Source organism: Paraburkholderia sp. BGA-UO-ETr-F21, assembly GCF_059567925.1.
In genome coordinates this window covers 516,098-532,414 of sequence record NZ_JCAQOY010000005.1, presented here as the reverse complement: position 1 = coordinate 532,414, position 16,317 = coordinate 516,098, and the positions used below count along the sequence as shown (strand labels likewise).

The window sequence follows — 16,317 nt, the reverse complement described above, 5'->3', positions numbered from 1 at the left end:
AACCGTGGAAATCCTTCGATCCATCTTATTGAAGCTCTCCCGGCGTCCGAAAGACGGGGCGGTCGAACTCATCCGGATCCAACCGGTGCCCCTGGCGATCGGACCCGACGCGTGGAGCACCCGGATGATCGTTCTCGGGGCGACGCCCATCCGGGGTCCGAAACCCATCGACCTCGACCTGATACGCGAGCGGTTGGCGCGGCACATGGTCGAACTGGACTGGGAAATGGCGATTGAAGAAGATACGCTCCGGCAAGCGGCGCGGGACGTCATGCCGGAAGCAGCACCATCCCGCGCTCGCGGGCGCCTTTGAAGCATTGAAGGAGACTGCCATGACAAATCTGCGATCCCGGTTCTCCACCATCGTCGAGCGGTATCGCACACTTGTCCACGGCGTGACGCTCCACGTGCGCAGTCGGCGACTGCTCCGCCGACTGGGCTACCCGGACGTTCAAACCCTGCTCAAGACCGGCACGGCGGAGCACATTGCGTCCTACACTTTGGCCGGCGCCGACGTGATCTGCGCGGACGATCCCCAGCAACGCGGGCCGGTGGTTCACCAAATGCTTCCCCACTTGCTGGAAAGCCGACGCGGCAGTGTCTTTCCGCTCGACGTCGGAACGGAACTTCGACTGCGGGCTTTCGTCGTGCAGGTCGTCCTGGCGATGCTCGATCAAGGCTTGTCGCCTTTCCTGTTGATGCGTTCACCGCGGTCGTCGATGGTATGGCTATGGTGCGAGCCCACGATCTACCGACGGCTCATCGACGGGATGACCGTGGAAGACCTGAACACCGGCGTCGTTGAAAGCCACGGGAAGGGCGTGATGGCGTGGTTCGTGTTCCTTGAAGCGACCGCGTATGGGGTCGGGCGTGCGCAGGGATCGACCGTGATGCTCGACCAGGTGACCCGGCTGCGTGACAAGGGCATCGACGTCTCCGTGGAGCGGATCGAAGACCTGCTCAACACCGTGTGGGCAAGGGTCTACGGAGGCGCCCGGGACGTCCTTCCTGTGCTGCGCGACATGGACGCGGAGCGACGTCGGCAGGAAAGGGCAGCACTTACGGAGGTCGCGGATCAGGCGATGGCAGAAGCACCAAAACCGGCACCACGTCGTGCACGTGCGCGGCTCTGAGCAAGACAGTACCCTGCGGGCAAAACCTCACCCGAGGCGAAACGGCACTCTCGCCCCGAACATCGCTCGCAAGCGCGTGGCGGGGCTCTATTCCTCAGGACCAGAGGCGACAGCGCGTGCCCGGAGCCGCAGGCTCCCAAAAGGTTCGGTTTGATCGAGGGGTCCGGCACTGTCTGGTGCATCACCACGTAAGCCTTCAAGTATTTCACGAACCGCCATTGCATTTCTCTGCACTCGAGCTAGCCTGGTCTTGTAGGCAGCACCATCATCGTTCAAACCCGGGTCGCACACCGCGACCAGACCGAAAGCCCGGCGAACCCCGTCGGGCTTTTTTGTTGGAGAGACCGCTATGTCCGTTGTTATTCATCGCACCGTCGCCGTTCATGACTCGTTCCGCGTTAACGCCATGGCCTATCGCGACCGGAAGATGTTCGCGGAACACCTACGCGATGAATACATGGCGACCGTGGGCGGTCACCTGGAGCAGATAAAAGTGCTGGACCTCTGCATGAACGACCCTGACACGGCACGGGCTCACATCACCGCGGCGCAACAGGCACAACTGAACGCGACGAATATCCTTCCTAAAAACAGTCCGCTGATCGCATTTGCTCGGAACGGCTCCTCGGAGGATCTGGTCCGTGCGATGCTGGTTGATAAACTGGACCTCACCACGTTCGACTTCAAGAGCGCTTGCGTGGATTCCGACCTTCCCCTCATTGGACTGGCAGCAGGCGGCGGCAGTTTCAGCGCGGCGCAGATCCTGATCGACGCGGGGGCGTGTCGCAACACGGCGCTCCTCTACGCAAGCGCCACGGACCGGGTGATCAAACTACTCAAGGCAGGCGCAGATCCAAACCACGTTGCAGCGGACGGCACCACCCCCCTGATGGCGAGGTGCGCTGATCTACCAGGAAGCCCGCGACTTCCCATGACCGCGATGGAAGCGACTGGATTGATCGGCGCGCTCCTCAACGCCGGTGCGAACGTTCACGCGGTGGACACCAACGGCTACCAGGCGATCCACCACGCGGTGCTGAAGCCGGGGGATACGCGCGGGTTTGACCGGATGATCATCATCAAGATGCTGGTCGGGCGGGGCGCAAATCTGCGGGCGACTACCGCGGACGGCACAACCGTGATGGAACTCGCAGCGCGTTCCGGATGCGCAGGGGTGGTCGAGCACCTGCTCGAAGAGGGGTTCGACGTGGGCGATGCTTTCTCGGACCCGGCAGTGGTCCGTCGGCTGCTGGAAGCGGGCAGTGTGAAGAAAAAGACCACGTTCCTGCAACGCGTCGTGGCGTGCGTGACGGCCGACACGTTGAACGCGGTCGTGGACGACGACCTCTTTCCGGTGTGGACCTTCGCGGTTGCGAAACACACGGCGAACGACTGCGCCACCATCGCGCGCCTGGTGAACGGTCTCGCGAGCGCAGGGGCAGACCTCCCGATGCGGACGTTGAACCTGAACGGTTCGGAACGGTTTCGCGTCCAAGGGTATCTCGAAAAGCGCCCGATCTTGCAGGAGCGCGTGACGCTGCTGGAAGCGGCCGACGAAGCGATGGCGGAGTCGACCGAGCCCGCACAACCTCGCGCACGTCGGCGCCTTTGAAGGAGACCACCATGTCGATCATCGATCAAATCATCAACTCGTGGGATCACATCGACCGGCAGGAAAAGATGTTCCTCACCGGCGTTCTGGAGCGCGAGGCACGGATCCCCATGACCCTCGCGGTGCTGACCCACCACCTGGTGCTCCGCGTCTGGCTGCGCAAGCGCGGCTACCAGAACTGGGAAGCGCTCCTGCGTTTCGGCAGCGCCGAGCACATCCTTGCGTTCACCGTGCTTTTCTCAGACGCTTTGAAACGCTGGAACGGACTCACCACGGGTCGCTGGACCTCCGTGCATTCCCACGTGAGCTTCGCCTTCGAGTGGTTATCGAAGGACGACGGCGCCACGCCCAATCGGGTGCAGGTCTTCAGCAACGTCATCCTGGCGATGCTCGATCAAGGGCTTTCACCGGCGGAGTTCGCACGCACGTGGGGCCTTAAACGCTTCCTGGCCATCCCGACGATCTACCAGCGTCTGATCGACAGCATGAGCGAGGAGGACCTGAACGCGCCGCGGAACTCGTACGGCGGGTCCCAAGGCCCTGTGTGGTTCTGGCTGCTGACCTCCGGTCTCGCCAATGCTCCGACCGAGGCACGGCGCGACCGCCTGCTCGACCAGGTGGTCCGGCTGCGCGCCAAGGGCATCGACGTGACCTCCCAGCGCTTGCTGAACGGTGATGGGAAGGGATGGAACGAAAGCGACAGGATCGGACCGGCGTTGATCGACGTGGAGGACGAACTCAGGCGACGGGAAGGGGCGATGCTCATGGATCTCGCTGACACCGTGTTGGTTGTAGCGGCCGGTGATGAAACCGCGCAACCGTGCGAGCGAAAGCGCCTTTAGGGCGGAAGGGTGAGGCAAAGGGGGATCCAACGTCAAAAGCAGACGGGGCGCTGCGCTCCCATCTCCCAAACCCGCGCACGCCACCGGCGATTGCAGGCGGGCGATCACCCGAATGGTGCCGGCGCGAGAGCGCACCGCCCGGAGCCGCAGGCTCCCTGGTGGGGTTGTCATCGGCTCCGGTCTTCCTCGGATCAGGTGCAACGCACTCCACGAACAAGGGTATTACGTCGTTCATCGGTCGCAATACCCGTTTTCCCCTTGATTTAAAAATCCCTCGAGCTACCTTGGTGTTGCGCTTCACATCCGCACCACCACACCGTTCAACCTTGGGTCGCACGCGCGACCTGACCGAAAGCCCGGCGAACCGTCGGGCTTATTCGTTGGAGGCCACCATGTCCCGCCACACCTACACCAAACGCTACACCATCGACGACGAGCTTTTCGTCCTGCTCGCTGGAATCCGGATGCTCCGGCACCGGGGGATCCTCCCGAGCGCGGAGGCGTTCGACCGGGTGGTCAACGAGGGTCTGCTCGACGGTGCTCCGGACGTCACCCTTTGCAGCAAGACGATCACCGAGAAAGAGGTTCGTACGTTCCTCGCATCGCACGCCAAGCACTTCCACGACGTCCGCTGCAGCGTGTGGGCGGAGCACGACCCCGCCGGCGCGTTCGAGGCGGCGATCGACTACCCGTACGACGTCTACCTGGCGGTGCAAGCGACGCACCGCATGGCGCCGGAGGAGCGGCAAGCCGTGCTCCTGAAGGCGATGATCGATCAGGAGGACTGGGGTGCTGCGATCCTGGCGATCGAGCTTGGTCTCGACGTATCAACCACGTCCCCCAGCGGACCGTGGTTGTCCACCATCCCCACCGACAAAGTAGAGATCTGGGTCGCCGAGGCGCTACTGGACGCGGGCGCAGACCCCAACGAGCGGGATGCGAAGGGCGAGACCCCTTTGCACGCGCTCGCTTACGGCTGCGACGGAGGGTTGGTGAAGGTCCTGCTCGACGGTGGCGCGGACCCGCTGATCCGGGACAACTTCGGACGGCGTCCGCTCGACAAGGTGGAAGGCGTGGACGAGGACGGTAAGGTCTATTTCCCGGGCGTCCAGATCGACGAGGACGACCACGAGGAACTGCTCGAAGCGACCCGACGCGCTGAACGCCTGGCGTTGGAGCAGACCGCCGACGAAACGATGAACGACAACCAACCGGCACCGCGGCGCGTCCGCCCGCGCCTGTAATCGGAGGCACCATGACCAACACCGACCGCGAGACGGCACGCTACGAGCAGCGCAACGCCATCCTTGGCATCGCCCGCTCGCTCGTCAAGATCGGCATCGCTCCGACCGTGCAAGCGTTCGAGCAGGTGATTCACCAAGGTTTGCTCGACGGGATTGAGGACGTTTGGATCGGTCGCGGCGAGACCCTGAGCATCGCTGCGATGCGCGACAGGCTGCGACCGCACATGGCGTGTTTCCGTGCCCCGCTTAAGCATGCCCCGAAACGGGAACTCCGCTGGGCGATCGAGTCGTCCCAGGGCGACCCGTACAAGGCGGTGGCGGCGTTCAGCGCGATCCCCGAGGGCGAACGTAACGAGATGCTGGCCCGGATCTTCTGCAAGGGAATGTACATGGGCGAGCCCGTCGTGTCGGAGCGCGCGGTCATCATGACGCTCGCGTTTGGCTTCAACATCTGGTCCTTCGCCATCAAAGGGGCCGAGGATGTGCCCTGGCTCTTCTACGCATGCGCTCTGGATGACCAGGATGTAACCCGGGCGTTGCTGCTCGCAGGCGCGGACCCAAACGAGCAGGATTCCGACGGCTACACTGCGCTGCACGTCGCGGCGGCAAACCTTCAGTGGGGCGTGATTGAGAACTGGTCTGCCGAAGGCATTCACTGGGGCGTGATTAAGAACCTGCTCGACGCGGGTGCGGACCCACTGGTCCGAAACAACGAAGGGAAGCGTCCCGAGGAGCTTCTGGGGGACGTTGAACCTTCCTCACCCGAATGGAACCTCTTGCCGCTTGCCCGGTGCCGAGCGGAGGACCGCATCCTTCGACAAGCGGCCGGCGAGATCGCCTCACCCACCGCGACGTCCCGCGCTCGCGCTCGCCTTTAACCCCTACAACGACATTCCAGGAGACGACCATGGCATTCATCCCCGCTTTCCTCAACCGCATGTTCGGGCGCTCGACCGACGAAACCGACGACACGGTCCTGTACCCGTCCGACCCGTCTCCCGAGGTCGTCCAGGCTCCCGCAGCACCGGACACCACCGTGCACACCTCGGAAGCGGAGCAGCGTCGCGCAGCGATCCTGCAGCACCGCGACAACCCGGAGTTGAAGGCGCTCGTCCTCGAAACCATGGCGTACGACCCGGATGAACTGATGGACTTCGCGATCTCCTCCGGCGACGAGGACGCCTCTGTGCTTGTGTTCGACCGGATCATCCAAAGCACCTGGCACGGACCCACCGCCGGCGGGTGGCAGAACCGCTGGCAAGCGGCGCTCGACGCAGGGCTTTCCCCGCGCGCGGCGCTCATCGCGATGGAGCGGGCGTGGATCGAGCGGGGACTGGTCAACGGCATGGCCGAGGCGGTGATGCGAAGCGCGGCCGGGCGCGGTATGAAGGAGGACCACGTCGACTTCCCGGCGTTCTGGGAAGCGGCGAAGGCGGTGGCGGTGAAACACAAGATGGTGGAGGCGGTTGTGCGGGAAACGTTCCGGCGGAACGTGGTCCAACGCGCTGCGTGAAGGGGGTTTCCCATGCACGACATCGACACCATGAGCAGCGACGAGCTTCGGACCTTCCTGAACGACCTGGACGAAGGCATGGAGGTGAAGAAGAAACGCGACGCGTGGCTGCGGCGCTTACCGTTCGAGCAACTGCTCGACGAAGCGGTGCGTACGTCCCTCCCAGACGAGGGCGCGATGGTGTGGGAGCGTGCGATCGTCCCTGCGGACTGGGACAGGCTCGCGCAGGCGCTTCGACGGGGCCTGTCGCCAACCGGAGCGTTTCAGGCGATCGCCGTTCGACGATGGTTTGATCCGGTGCAGGGCCGGGAAGCGCTCAAACCGGATCAGTTCCGAAAAGCGCTGGACGTGCTCCTGAGCGTTGCCACGCGGGGTGGTCTGGAAGCGTTGATCGATCCATCGGACGTTGTACCGATCCCTGTGTGGCTTGACGGCTTCAACCGGATCACGTTCTCCAGAATGGACGGCTGGGCTCACCACCTTGACGCGTTTGGGAACGCCGGCTACACCGTCCCCACGGACGTCCTGGTGACCAACGCGATCCGCGAGGAGCAGAGGAAAAATCCAACGTTGATGCGATGGAGCGATTCAAAAGGCCCCGTCAGGGCAGCGCTCATCCGGCACATGTTGTCACGCACGAGCGGCGATCCGGGCCATCACCTCGTCGAGGGGCTGCTGGACGATTTTCTGGAAGGGATGGATCCGGTGTCCAGGGACGAGGCGCTGGATCATGTCCTCGACAAAGTGGAGAACAGTCCGGCCCAGGTGGAGCATGTGCGCCTGCTGATGGCGCGCGGGCTGCAAGTGAAAACAAACCACCTGCTGCACACGCCTGCGGATCTCCTACCCACGCTCATGGCGGCTGGCCAACCCATTCTGCCGTTGATCGGCGACGGGTATCTGTTCGAAAGAGCACCCACGGAAAAGCGGGCGAAACGGGTGAGCGCGGTGCTCACCCGTCTGAGCGCAAACGTCCTGAACGGCCCGGCGGGCACGGACGAACACCAAGAGGTCAACGCGTTTCCGCTCTGGCTGACGCTGTTCTTCACCGTGGCGAACATGGACAACGACGACGAGGCGTTTCAGACGCTTCTCGCGAGCGGCGCCGACGTCACCCGTGAGGGCGTCGCACGGCACTTCCCCGACGAGCAGAAGGCTCAGGCGGTGGACCGTTGCTTGAAGGCGGTCGATCGCGTTCGGATGCACGTCGAGGAGGCTGAACTCCGTGCGGTGGCGGAGAAGGCCGTGCAGGACGCACAGTCGGTACCGTCCCGCGGACGCAAACGCTTGTAGGCACAACCGGTACCCTGCGGGAAAACCTCGCCGGAGGCGAAGGCACTCCACCCGCGCACGCCTGGGCGATGAAGGCGTGCTCCAACCCTTGCAGGGTGTTTTGCACCTCATCCGCAAGGAAAGGGCGCGAAGCGGGTCGCCCGGACGCGCAAGCGTCCCAGTGGGTTGGGGGCATCGATTCCGGGTTGATCACGGGTCCCGGCAGCACCAGGTGCTGGGGCACCTCGCATCAACCTTCAAATATTTCCCGTACCCCTCTTGTGTTTCGCCGGGCTCGAGCTACCGTGAATGGAGCAGTTTCCAATCACCACACAGACCGCGAGAAGCGGCGATCCCCATCTCACGAGGAGACCTTCATGAATCGCTTTCCGCTTGTCAACGTTGGCGTCGCTCTTGTGACCTGCGTCGTTGGACTGTTCAAAGGGTTCAACTCCTTCGACATCTGGATGATCGCCGGCAACCTCGGTTGGAGCATCATCTTCTTCGGCGGCTACTTTGTCGGGGACGCCTGCACGGTGTTCACCGGCATCCGCAACCGCGATGGCTCGGTGACCCGACGCGCGATCGTCAACCACCTTCGCGGAATCAGCCCATACCCGAGCGCGGAACCCACCGAACTTGCCCGGATCGCCGTTGCACGGATCTTCCCGGACGGTAAATCGATGTCCCCGGATGCCGTCGAGGCAGTGTTCGGAAAAAGCACCATCGCAGAGGCGCGGGCAGCACTCGGTTACGCGGACGGCAAGACCTGGTTCGAAGAGGCGCCCGGCGGGTTGCTGGTCGCAGAGTTGGCGTTCCGCATCGGCAACAAAGGCGAGCCCTACGAGCGCCGATCGCGGGTAGAGGAAGTGCTCAAGGAATACCAGATCATTGCCTGCACCTTTGCGCGTCCCGACCTGCTCGCAGCGATCCTGCTCGAAAAAGCAGGATGTCTGAAACGATGGGCTCCGGCCGCGGACATCCTCACGGCTCAGCGCAAGCTCTCCCCCGTGATGCTCGACGCGATTCTCGAGGTCGTTTCTTCGGACGTGCTCAACGACATCATCGAAGCCGCCGACGACTACATCCGATCATGGGCGCTTCTCTTCGAGCGGTTGGAGACTGAACCGAAAACGTATGAGAAGGTTTTGGCCCGCTTCGCCGAAGCCGGAGTCGACCCGAGCAGCATCGGGATGCTCACCTGGAAATACAAGACCATCCGTAACCGACGCCGCCTGGAAGCAGCGGTGAAGAAGGTCGGAAAGAATGCCGAAGCTCTGAAACTGGCGAGGGCGAAAGCGGACATCCTTGCGAAGGCGAACGGCATCATCGAGCGTAAAGCGGTCGAGGTGGAGACCGTGGTGGCGATCGAAGCACCCGTGACGACTGAGGAATCCGATGAGGCGGTGGTCACGATCGAAACCTACGTTAGCACCGAGGCATCCGGTGACGCCCGCATCGCGGTCGATCGGATCTTCCCAGACTGGAAGACGATGGATGAAAACGCACTTCAAGCCGTCTTCGGCAAAGGCACCACCGCTGAGGTGCGCGCATCACTCGGCTACGCGGACGGAAAGACCTGGTTTGAGACGGCACCCGGCGGGCTGGTGGTGGCGGAAATGGTGCATCGCTGGAATGCATTGGCGGACCCGGACGGCTACGAGTATCGCGCCGTGGAACCAAGGTTGAAACTGATCTGGGAGTACCAGGCCCTGGGGCTCACGTTCAAACGTCCGGACCTGGTTGGCGCGACCATGCTGCAGCAGTCTGGAAAGCTCGACCGTTGGGCTCCGGCGTCCAACGTGATGATGGCCGACCGAGCCATCCGCGATCGCTTGCTCGACGTGATTCTCACGGAGGTGAACGACGATACCCTCAACAGGCTCATGGGCGACCCGGAGGCGGACGACAAATACGGGCGCGCGGCGTGGCACCTCCTGTTCAAGATGATGCAATGCGATCCCGAGAACTACGAGGATGTGTTGACACGCTTTGCAGAAGCCGGCGCGGATCCGGCGTCGATTCAAATCCTTCAATACGACCACGGCAACTACAAACTCCGCAAACCGATGCACCTGAAGAAGGTGGCGGCACGCGTTGGCGCTCGGGCGGAGGAGATGCGGAAAGCCAAGGCAAAAGCCGACCTCCTCGCCAAGGCGAACGCGCTCACCCCGATCGAAGCGGAGGCGGTGGTCCTGGGATCCGTGTCGGAGGACACCTCGGACGAGGCGGGCATCGTTCCCGTCGCACGCAAGCGCGCTCGCCTCTGATCGATCACCCAGCACAGCACCCAAGGAGATCATCATGCACCGCATCCCCCGCACCTTCTTCAGCATCGCACTGGTGACCCTCGCCCTTGCAACGTTCACGGGCGCCCATGGCGGCAACGGGGCGGCGGTGGCGTTCCTCTATTACGTCGTGTCCTCAGCGGCGCTCGCCCTGGGGATTCTTTGGTACGTGTGCCGCGGCTTCGAAAACATCGAACACAAAGTGGCACGCCGGCGCGCTCGCCTCTGACCAACCCTCAAATATTTGCCTCGCTGCCCTTGCATAAATCCTTGCGCGAGCTAACGTAAATCGAGGGTGTTCTCACCCCCCACACATTCCAGGAGACCACCATGCACGACCTGCACCTGAACGTTCTCACCGGGACTGAAACGCGCGGCTCGACGCTTCGTCCGAACGCGAAGCAGGGCGGACTGGTTCGAGCAATGCGCGACGACGATCTGGAGGACATCGTGGACCGGCTGGACGACGGCGACATCGCCCGGCTGATCGAAGCTCGAAAGAATGAACCGAGGATCGTCGTGGGGTTCAACGACCTTTAACACGCACCACCTTCGTCCTCCCCGTTGCCAGTCCCTCGGGGCTGGCTTGTGGGTACCGGACCCGGCGTCGTCGGGTCATCCGCCCAAAGGAGGAAAACACCATGGCTGCAATCAAGAACTTCAAGATCCGCAAGGACCGCACTTCAGACAGTTGTGACCACACGGTGGCGATCGAAGTCGTTAGGAAGGAAGTACAGATCACGCATGGACCGAAGGCACCGGCCGCACGGCAGGAGAAGACCTACACGCTCGGTGAAGCCATCATGATTATTGTGTGTGCCTTGCTGATTTTCATGCCGTATCTCGTAGGGCTTGGACAACTGATGGGTGAAGCCGAAAGCGCAACCGGAGCGATGCTGCGTCTGATCACGTTCGTTGCTTACCCGGTGGCGGCCGGGCTCTACTTTTTCTCAAAGTCAGACTAATCCGCTGAACAACTTTTCATCCCCCGTTGCCAGTCCCTCGGGGCTGGCTTGTGGGTACCGGACCCGGCATCGTCGGGTCATCCGCCCAAAGGAGACCATCATGATCACCATCAAGGACAGCAACATGAGCAAGAAATATCGCAAGGCGCTTTCCGAACGTAACGCTGAAATCGAAGCGTTCGTGAAGAAGCACGATTCGAGCGCCCCGTTTGCGGCGTTGGCAACGCGTCCCATCAAGGGCAACGGCATGTTCATCATGGGCGCCAGCGGCGATCTCGACCACGGTATCTCCCCGTGGGATTTCACGTATCCGGCCGAGATGGGATGGGGGTGATGTTCTGGGATTGCCTGCCGTCGTCGGACGAGGTCGTTCATCACCACACGCACGCGATCATCATCGGCAAGTGATCCTCCCTCGGGACATCCTTCCCGTTGCCAGTCCCTCCGGGCTGGCCTTGTGGGTACCGGACCCGGCGTCGTCGGGTCACCCACACGAAGGAGACCATCATGCTGCAACTTTCGTTCGACCTCTCCAGCCTCGTTCTGGCGAGCGCCAGCATCCCCGCGCTGCTCATCCTGCTCGTCAACGCGGTCGGCACCGTCGCCGGACTGCTGCTCTACGCCCTTTGGTCGCTCGTCATGCTCCCCATCGTGCCGGTGGGCGCGGTGGGCGTGTTGGTGTGGCTGCTCACGAGCAACGTCGCACGCGGAGAGCAGCCGAAGGCCCAGGGCTGAACGGAGACCGCCATGCTCGCCGTTCCACCGAGATTCCGGTTCCATGTCGGGGAAGACCCCGACATCAACGAGATGCTGCGCATCCACTGGCGCGAGCGCGACCGGGCGTGCCTGGCGCGGTTCGCCCAGCGTGGGATGGACGTGCACGACCTGTTGCAATACGACGGCTACTACAAGGATCCCGACCACCAGGAAGCGACGGACGTGGTCAAGCGCCTCGCTGCGGGTCTGCATCTCGCGACGATCGAAGGTCTGCATCGGGTGCGCGGGCTCGCCGGGACCCATCCGGCGTGGGTGGGCATCGTCGGCACGCTGGCACGGAACGCGGAGCCGGAGGACATTCCCAAATGCCTCGCCTTGCTGCGGACCGCTGGGGTGGAGTTCGCCACGTACGATCCCCTCGACGATGAGGACCCGCTCATTGGCTTTGAGATCCTGGACCATCTCGGCAAGATGGTGAACCTGCAGCGCATCGAACGCGAGGTGGCCGTGCTTCAGACAACGCTCACCCGGGTGGCGGAGGAAACCGCGGGAACCGTGGATGGGCGCGCTCGGCGGCGGCTCTAACAGGACGGGCGACCTTCATGATGCAGGCATACCAACACCACACCTCGCGCTTCCCTTACCGGAAGGACCCGGAGATCGAGGAAATCTTGCTAATCGCTCCGGAGGAGCGCACCCGCGCGTGCATCGCAAGGTTCGTGGCACGCGGCATGGACGTGCTGGACATGCTGTCGTCCCGCGTGTATTTCGACCCGTGGCGGCAACGGACCGACCTCGACGAGATCGCGCTCCTCAAGGCCGGGCTCGTCTTCTGCACGGCGGAAGGTCTCAACCGGACCGCGGACGCTGGCGTTCCTGGCGAGCGCGGCCGCACGGCGGTGTGGGTGAGCATTGTCCAGGCGCTCTCGGACCAGGTGCGCGACATGACCGGATGCTTGGAAGCGCTGCGCGACGCGGGGGCGGACCTCGAAGAGTTCACCGACGACGACGCGGCCTTCAACGACTATTTCGTCGAAGAAAGTACCTGCGACGAGATCCGCCGGCTCGCGACCCGGCAGCGCGTCGAACGGGAGCGCACGGTGCTCGACGCGGCAGCGGAGTCCGCGGAGTCGATGCCCTCCGTCGCTCGTCGCAGGCTTTGAACGCATCGGGGTGCTTCGGCACCTGGGCTTGACCTTCCCGTGGCATTTGAGAACCTGCTCCTTCCCAATCAACCCAACGAGAGGAGGAGACCCCCATGTCGTTCAAACCGTATTGCCCCTGGTGCCGCAGCACGGTGCAGCGCATCGACCGGAAGCATTGGACCTGCGCACCGTGCACATCACAGTCCGAGACCGCCCAACGCGATGGCACCGCCCCGCCATGGGCCGACGGTGTGGATCCGGTGGACACGACCCTCCCTGAATCATTCCACGAGAACGCGTTTCACCAGATTTTCACCGGGACGATCCATCCGTGGATGGTCCACGCACAGCACATAGCCTTCGTCGCGGCGAAGGAAAAGCGAAAGACCGATCGCGAGGCACAGAACAACAAGCGGATCCACGATCAGGTCCGGGAGGCGCTGAACCGGGGCATCGATTCCTTACTGGACCGTCTCGCGGCGAGCAACAAAAAACTCCCAAATCTCTTCCACGAGGTGGTGGCGAAGGACTTGCGGATCGAGGCGATGGAATCCTTGCTCTACTGGAACTCGGATCCCGAGGCGTTGGCGGCTCTGATCAGCGACGGGTTCGACGAACCAATCGGTCAGCACCGGATGGTGGACTACCTCCACACTTGGCTGGGCCACGTAGGCACCCTGCCGGCGGACCATAATGTGGTGCTGAACGACGGGGGATGGACGAACCACGACGAACCGGTCTGGCTGATCTACTACGGTAACAGCGTTCCACCGGGCACCTCGGATGACGACATCGACAGGGTCGCTCGTGCGTACTTGAACGCTGGCGCCTACCTGGACATCAACGGCATGGTCACCGGGCGCCACCATGGGTACCGCTGGAGCAACGATTGGCAGGAGCACCTGCACACCCGGTTGCGCATCGCAGGGATGCAGGTGTTCGACGAGCGCATCGCGGCGGGGTACGACCTTCACCTCCTTTACGATCGTTCCTTTCAAAGCCTTGAAGCGGTCGAGAAACTGATGGCAGCAGGCCTGTCGTTTCGCGACATGGGACCGAGTGCGTTCAGCGATCTGATCAAACACCAGCCTGCGCTGGCACTCGAGGTGCTGAAAGCCGGTCTTCCGAAGCACGTGGTCGATTCAGACCATGACGGACCGTTCCCTATCCATGAAGCGGTGCGGATGGTAACCGGCACCGAGCGTGCATCTGAGCTTTACGACCTCTACATCGAGATCGTCCAGGCGCTGCTTGACGCAGAAGTGAACGTCAACGCGGTTGAGCGCAACACTGAACGGACGGCAGGGATCTACGCCCTGCGCGATGGGCAGGAAGAGCTTTTCCACCTGCTCCATCGGCATGGCGCGCGGATCGAACCGTGCATCGCCTTCGTGCAAGGATTGTTGAACGAATCGAACCGAGAGCGAAAGCAACGCGAGCGTGTGTTGGCGTTGCTCGTCGGCATTCAGCAGGACGAGTTGCGGACGGTGCTGGCGGACACGGTCGAACCGGTGCAGCGCAGCGCGGGACGGCGGAGGCTCTGAGGGGAAGACCGCATCCCTGCGGGCAACACCGCACCTGGAAAAGCGGGCACTGATCCCGCGATCGCCAAGGGCGAATGAAGGCGGGCTCCCACCGTTACAGGTGCGTTTCACCCCGCTGCGCAAGCAATAGGCGCGAAGCGGGTTGCCCGGATGCGCAAGCATCCCAATGCCTTTGACGTTGCTTCTGCCGCCGGTTTTCCTCCGATCTTGCAATCCTTCTCCCGTTCGCTACGTTGGTTTGACAGAACCATTCCAGAAAAAGGAGGACCACGATGCTCGCCGTTGCCGTTCCATTTCCTACTGCTGGGGAGATCATCCAGCAGGGTCTTCAAGAACTACGCACCAACCTCGCACAGCACCCGCCCGGCTCCAAAGCCCGGTTGGACCTGATCCAGGAGGCGCGCAACCACGTCGTGGACGACTGGCGAGTCCAGAGGATCATGGAGCAGTTCCGATGCCCGCGGAGCTTTCACCCCGTTTGCCCGACGTGCAAAACCTTGGTCCGGAAGGACTTCAAGCAACGGGCCTGGACCTGCGACTGCGGGGCGTCCGGGCACCTTGACGGTGAGGCAGTCCTGTACCAACACCAGATCGCGCAGCACGAAAAAGCGATCGACCGATACGCCAAAAAGGAAAGGGCAGCCGAACAACGCTGGCTCGACCGGGTCGCATCGTACGTCCCAGCGAAACCATTCCGATGCACCCTCCCGGTGGCGGAGAACTCGGCGTTTTACCGAGCGACGCGGACCCTCCTCGGCGATCTGGCCAGCCGAGACGAGGACACGCAACTGGCGCTGCTCAGAAGCCACGCGATATGGAAGGACGGAGGGGACCTTTTGCTGCACGCGATGCTCCAATCCATGCTGAGCCGCAACGCGGGCAGGACGCTCACGCAACGACCCTGGTTGAACGTCTTACGCGGCTTCCAGGAGGTCGGCTCGAACAATGGGTGGGTTCGACTCCTCACTTCGACCACGGTCGAACGGGCGTGGCACCTCCTCGACGTGGTGGCGTCGTGCGGGCGGGCGTGGGACGTGCGCACCATGAAGGGCGAACGGACGTGGTACAGCGCCTGGTTCACCCCCAACATGCTGGTGTCGATCGCGAAGAGCAATGATCCGATCACATCGTTTGAAGGGGTTTCCACACCGATGCGGGCGTTGGTCAAACGCTACGTGGACGTCCATTACGACCTCGAGTTGTCCAACCTCCGGGCGACCGCGCGGAAATACGTACGGCGACCCGTGAACGCCACGCGAAGGACGCGGATCCTCCACCGCCTGGAAGCGTTGAAGCAGATGGCGATCCATTCGATCGACCACCTCGAGCGATGGACGGTCCTGCGCGACGACCTGGTGGCGATGGGCTACACCACGGTCGCGGACGCAAACGCCTGGATGGTGTGCCACCTGCTCGACTCATCGATGCTCAACGAGGTCGACGCGATGCGTTGGACCTTGCGGCTGATGGACGAAGGATTGCCCGAGGTTGCGATCACCGACGCCCTCCGGCCGGCTGCGGAAAATGGGTTGACCGACGTGGTGGACCTGCTGATCAACAACGGGGCGGACGTCATCAGCAGGGTGGCGGTGGAGAGCGTGCTCGGCGCGATCCTTTGGGAACGGTTCGACACTGCGTACCGTTTGCTCGACCGGGGTGTACCAGCGAACGCGGTGCGGGCGATCGTGGACGACAAGGATCAACTCAACGACTGCGTGTACGCCATCACCGCGGAACAGGTGCACGCAGCGGTGCGCGCATGGGAAGGGCAGGCGCTGCGCAAGGTGGCGCTCGCTGAGCAACCGGAACCGGGGGCGCGGGCAGCACGGCGGAGGCTCTGAGCGGCAGTGCGGGTGCCCAACGGGCAACCCAAAACCCACCTTGGTCGCGTCCGCTCCTTGGCACCCGCCCGCTGCACCTTCCGGGGAAGACGGCGGGCTCCTTTACGCACCCAGGTGTGTTTCACCCTATCCCCTGGTAACGGCGCGTAAGCGGGGTCGCCCCGCGGCGTTAGCCGCCCGGTGTTGGCAATCGGTCCTCGC

General features: G+C 63.0%; 18 protein-coding genes. All 18 read left to right on the top strand.

The annotated features are described in order from the left end of the window. Positions 1-4: 4 nt before the first annotated feature. The 18 genes from AC57B1_RS03980 (at position 5) to AC57B1_RS03895 (ending at position 16,116) form a co-directional block, all read left to right on the top strand. Positions 5-313: a hypothetical protein gene (locus AC57B1_RS03980; protein ID WP_496416658.1), complete on the top strand. Its 309-nt coding sequence runs from the start codon at positions 5-7 to the stop codon at positions 311-313. A 19-nt stretch (positions 314-332) separates the two neighbouring features. Next, positions 333-1,133, top strand: coding sequence for a hypothetical protein (locus tag AC57B1_RS03975; protein ID WP_496416657.1), 801 nt, complete (start codon positions 333-335; stop codon positions 1,131-1,133). Between the two features lie 406 nt (positions 1,134-1,539). Further along, positions 1,540-2,745, top strand: a complete 1,206-nt coding sequence (locus tag AC57B1_RS03970; RefSeq protein ID WP_496416656.1) for an ankyrin repeat domain-containing protein — start codon at positions 1,540-1,542, stop codon at positions 2,743-2,745. Between the two features lie 11 nt (positions 2,746-2,756). Beyond that, complete coding sequence (locus AC57B1_RS03965; RefSeq protein ID WP_496416655.1) at positions 2,757-3,587, top strand: hypothetical protein; 831 nt, start codon at positions 2,757-2,759, stop codon at positions 3,585-3,587. Between the two features lie 392 nt (positions 3,588-3,979). Further along, positions 3,980-4,831 carry an ankyrin repeat domain-containing protein gene (locus tag AC57B1_RS03960; RefSeq protein ID WP_496416654.1) on the top strand — a complete coding sequence of 284 codons (852 nt, stop codon included), beginning with the start codon at positions 3,980-3,982 and terminating at the stop codon, positions 4,829-4,831. Between the two features lie 11 nt (positions 4,832-4,842). Further along, a complete protein-coding gene (locus tag AC57B1_RS03955) occupies positions 4,843-5,709 on the top strand; it encodes an ankyrin repeat domain-containing protein (RefSeq protein ID WP_496416653.1) in 867 nt (288 codons plus the stop codon). 29 nt (positions 5,710-5,738) lie between these two features. Continuing rightward, complete coding sequence (locus AC57B1_RS03950) at positions 5,739-6,344, top strand: hypothetical protein (RefSeq protein WP_496416652.1); 606 nt, start codon at positions 5,739-5,741, stop codon at positions 6,342-6,344. 12 nt (positions 6,345-6,356) lie between these two features. Continuing rightward, positions 6,357-7,637 (top strand): hypothetical protein, encoded by a 1,281-nt coding sequence (locus AC57B1_RS03945; protein WP_496416651.1) that lies wholly within the window; start codon positions 6,357-6,359, stop codon positions 7,635-7,637. A 356-nt stretch (positions 7,638-7,993) separates the two neighbouring features. Beyond that, on the top strand, positions 7,994-9,886 hold the full coding sequence (locus tag AC57B1_RS03940; protein ID WP_496416650.1) for a hypothetical protein: 1,893 nt from the start codon (positions 7,994-7,996) through the stop codon (positions 9,884-9,886). Positions 9,887-9,920: 34 nt separating this feature from the next. After that, the gene (locus AC57B1_RS03935) at positions 9,921-10,133 is read left to right on the top strand and encodes a hypothetical protein (RefSeq protein WP_496416649.1); all 213 of its coding nucleotides are present in this window, start codon (positions 9,921-9,923) and stop codon (positions 10,131-10,133) included. A gap of 101 nt (positions 10,134-10,234) precedes the next feature. Continuing rightward, positions 10,235-10,444: a hypothetical protein gene (locus AC57B1_RS03930; RefSeq protein WP_496416648.1), complete on the top strand. Its 210-nt coding sequence runs from the start codon at positions 10,235-10,237 to the stop codon at positions 10,442-10,444. Between the two features lie 101 nt (positions 10,445-10,545). Next, entirely contained in the window at positions 10,546-10,869 is a 324-nt protein-coding gene (locus AC57B1_RS03925) for a hypothetical protein (RefSeq protein WP_496416647.1), read from the top strand. A 100-nt stretch (positions 10,870-10,969) separates the two neighbouring features. Then, a complete protein-coding gene (locus tag AC57B1_RS03920; protein WP_496416646.1) occupies positions 10,970-11,203 on the top strand; it encodes a hypothetical protein in 234 nt (77 codons plus the stop codon). A gap of 173 nt (positions 11,204-11,376) precedes the next feature. Further along, a complete protein-coding gene (locus AC57B1_RS03915) occupies positions 11,377-11,604 on the top strand; it encodes a hypothetical protein (RefSeq protein ID WP_496416645.1) in 228 nt (75 codons plus the stop codon). 12 nt (positions 11,605-11,616) lie between these two features. Continuing rightward, complete coding sequence (locus AC57B1_RS03910) at positions 11,617-12,171, top strand: hypothetical protein (RefSeq protein WP_496416644.1); 555 nt, start codon at positions 11,617-11,619, stop codon at positions 12,169-12,171. 17 nt (positions 12,172-12,188) lie between these two features. After that, positions 12,189-12,749 carry a hypothetical protein gene (locus tag AC57B1_RS03905; protein WP_496416643.1) on the top strand — a complete coding sequence of 187 codons (561 nt, stop codon included), beginning with the start codon at positions 12,189-12,191 and terminating at the stop codon, positions 12,747-12,749. A 95-nt stretch (positions 12,750-12,844) separates the two neighbouring features. Continuing rightward, positions 12,845-14,275 carry an ankyrin repeat domain-containing protein gene (locus tag AC57B1_RS03900; RefSeq protein WP_496416642.1) on the top strand — a complete coding sequence of 477 codons (1,431 nt, stop codon included), beginning with the start codon at positions 12,845-12,847 and terminating at the stop codon, positions 14,273-14,275. 272 nt (positions 14,276-14,547) lie between these two features. Then, positions 14,548-16,116 carry a hypothetical protein gene (locus AC57B1_RS03895; RefSeq protein ID WP_496416641.1) on the top strand — a complete coding sequence of 523 codons (1,569 nt, stop codon included), beginning with the start codon at positions 14,548-14,550 and terminating at the stop codon, positions 16,114-16,116. Positions 16,117-16,317: the final 201 nt, after the last annotated feature.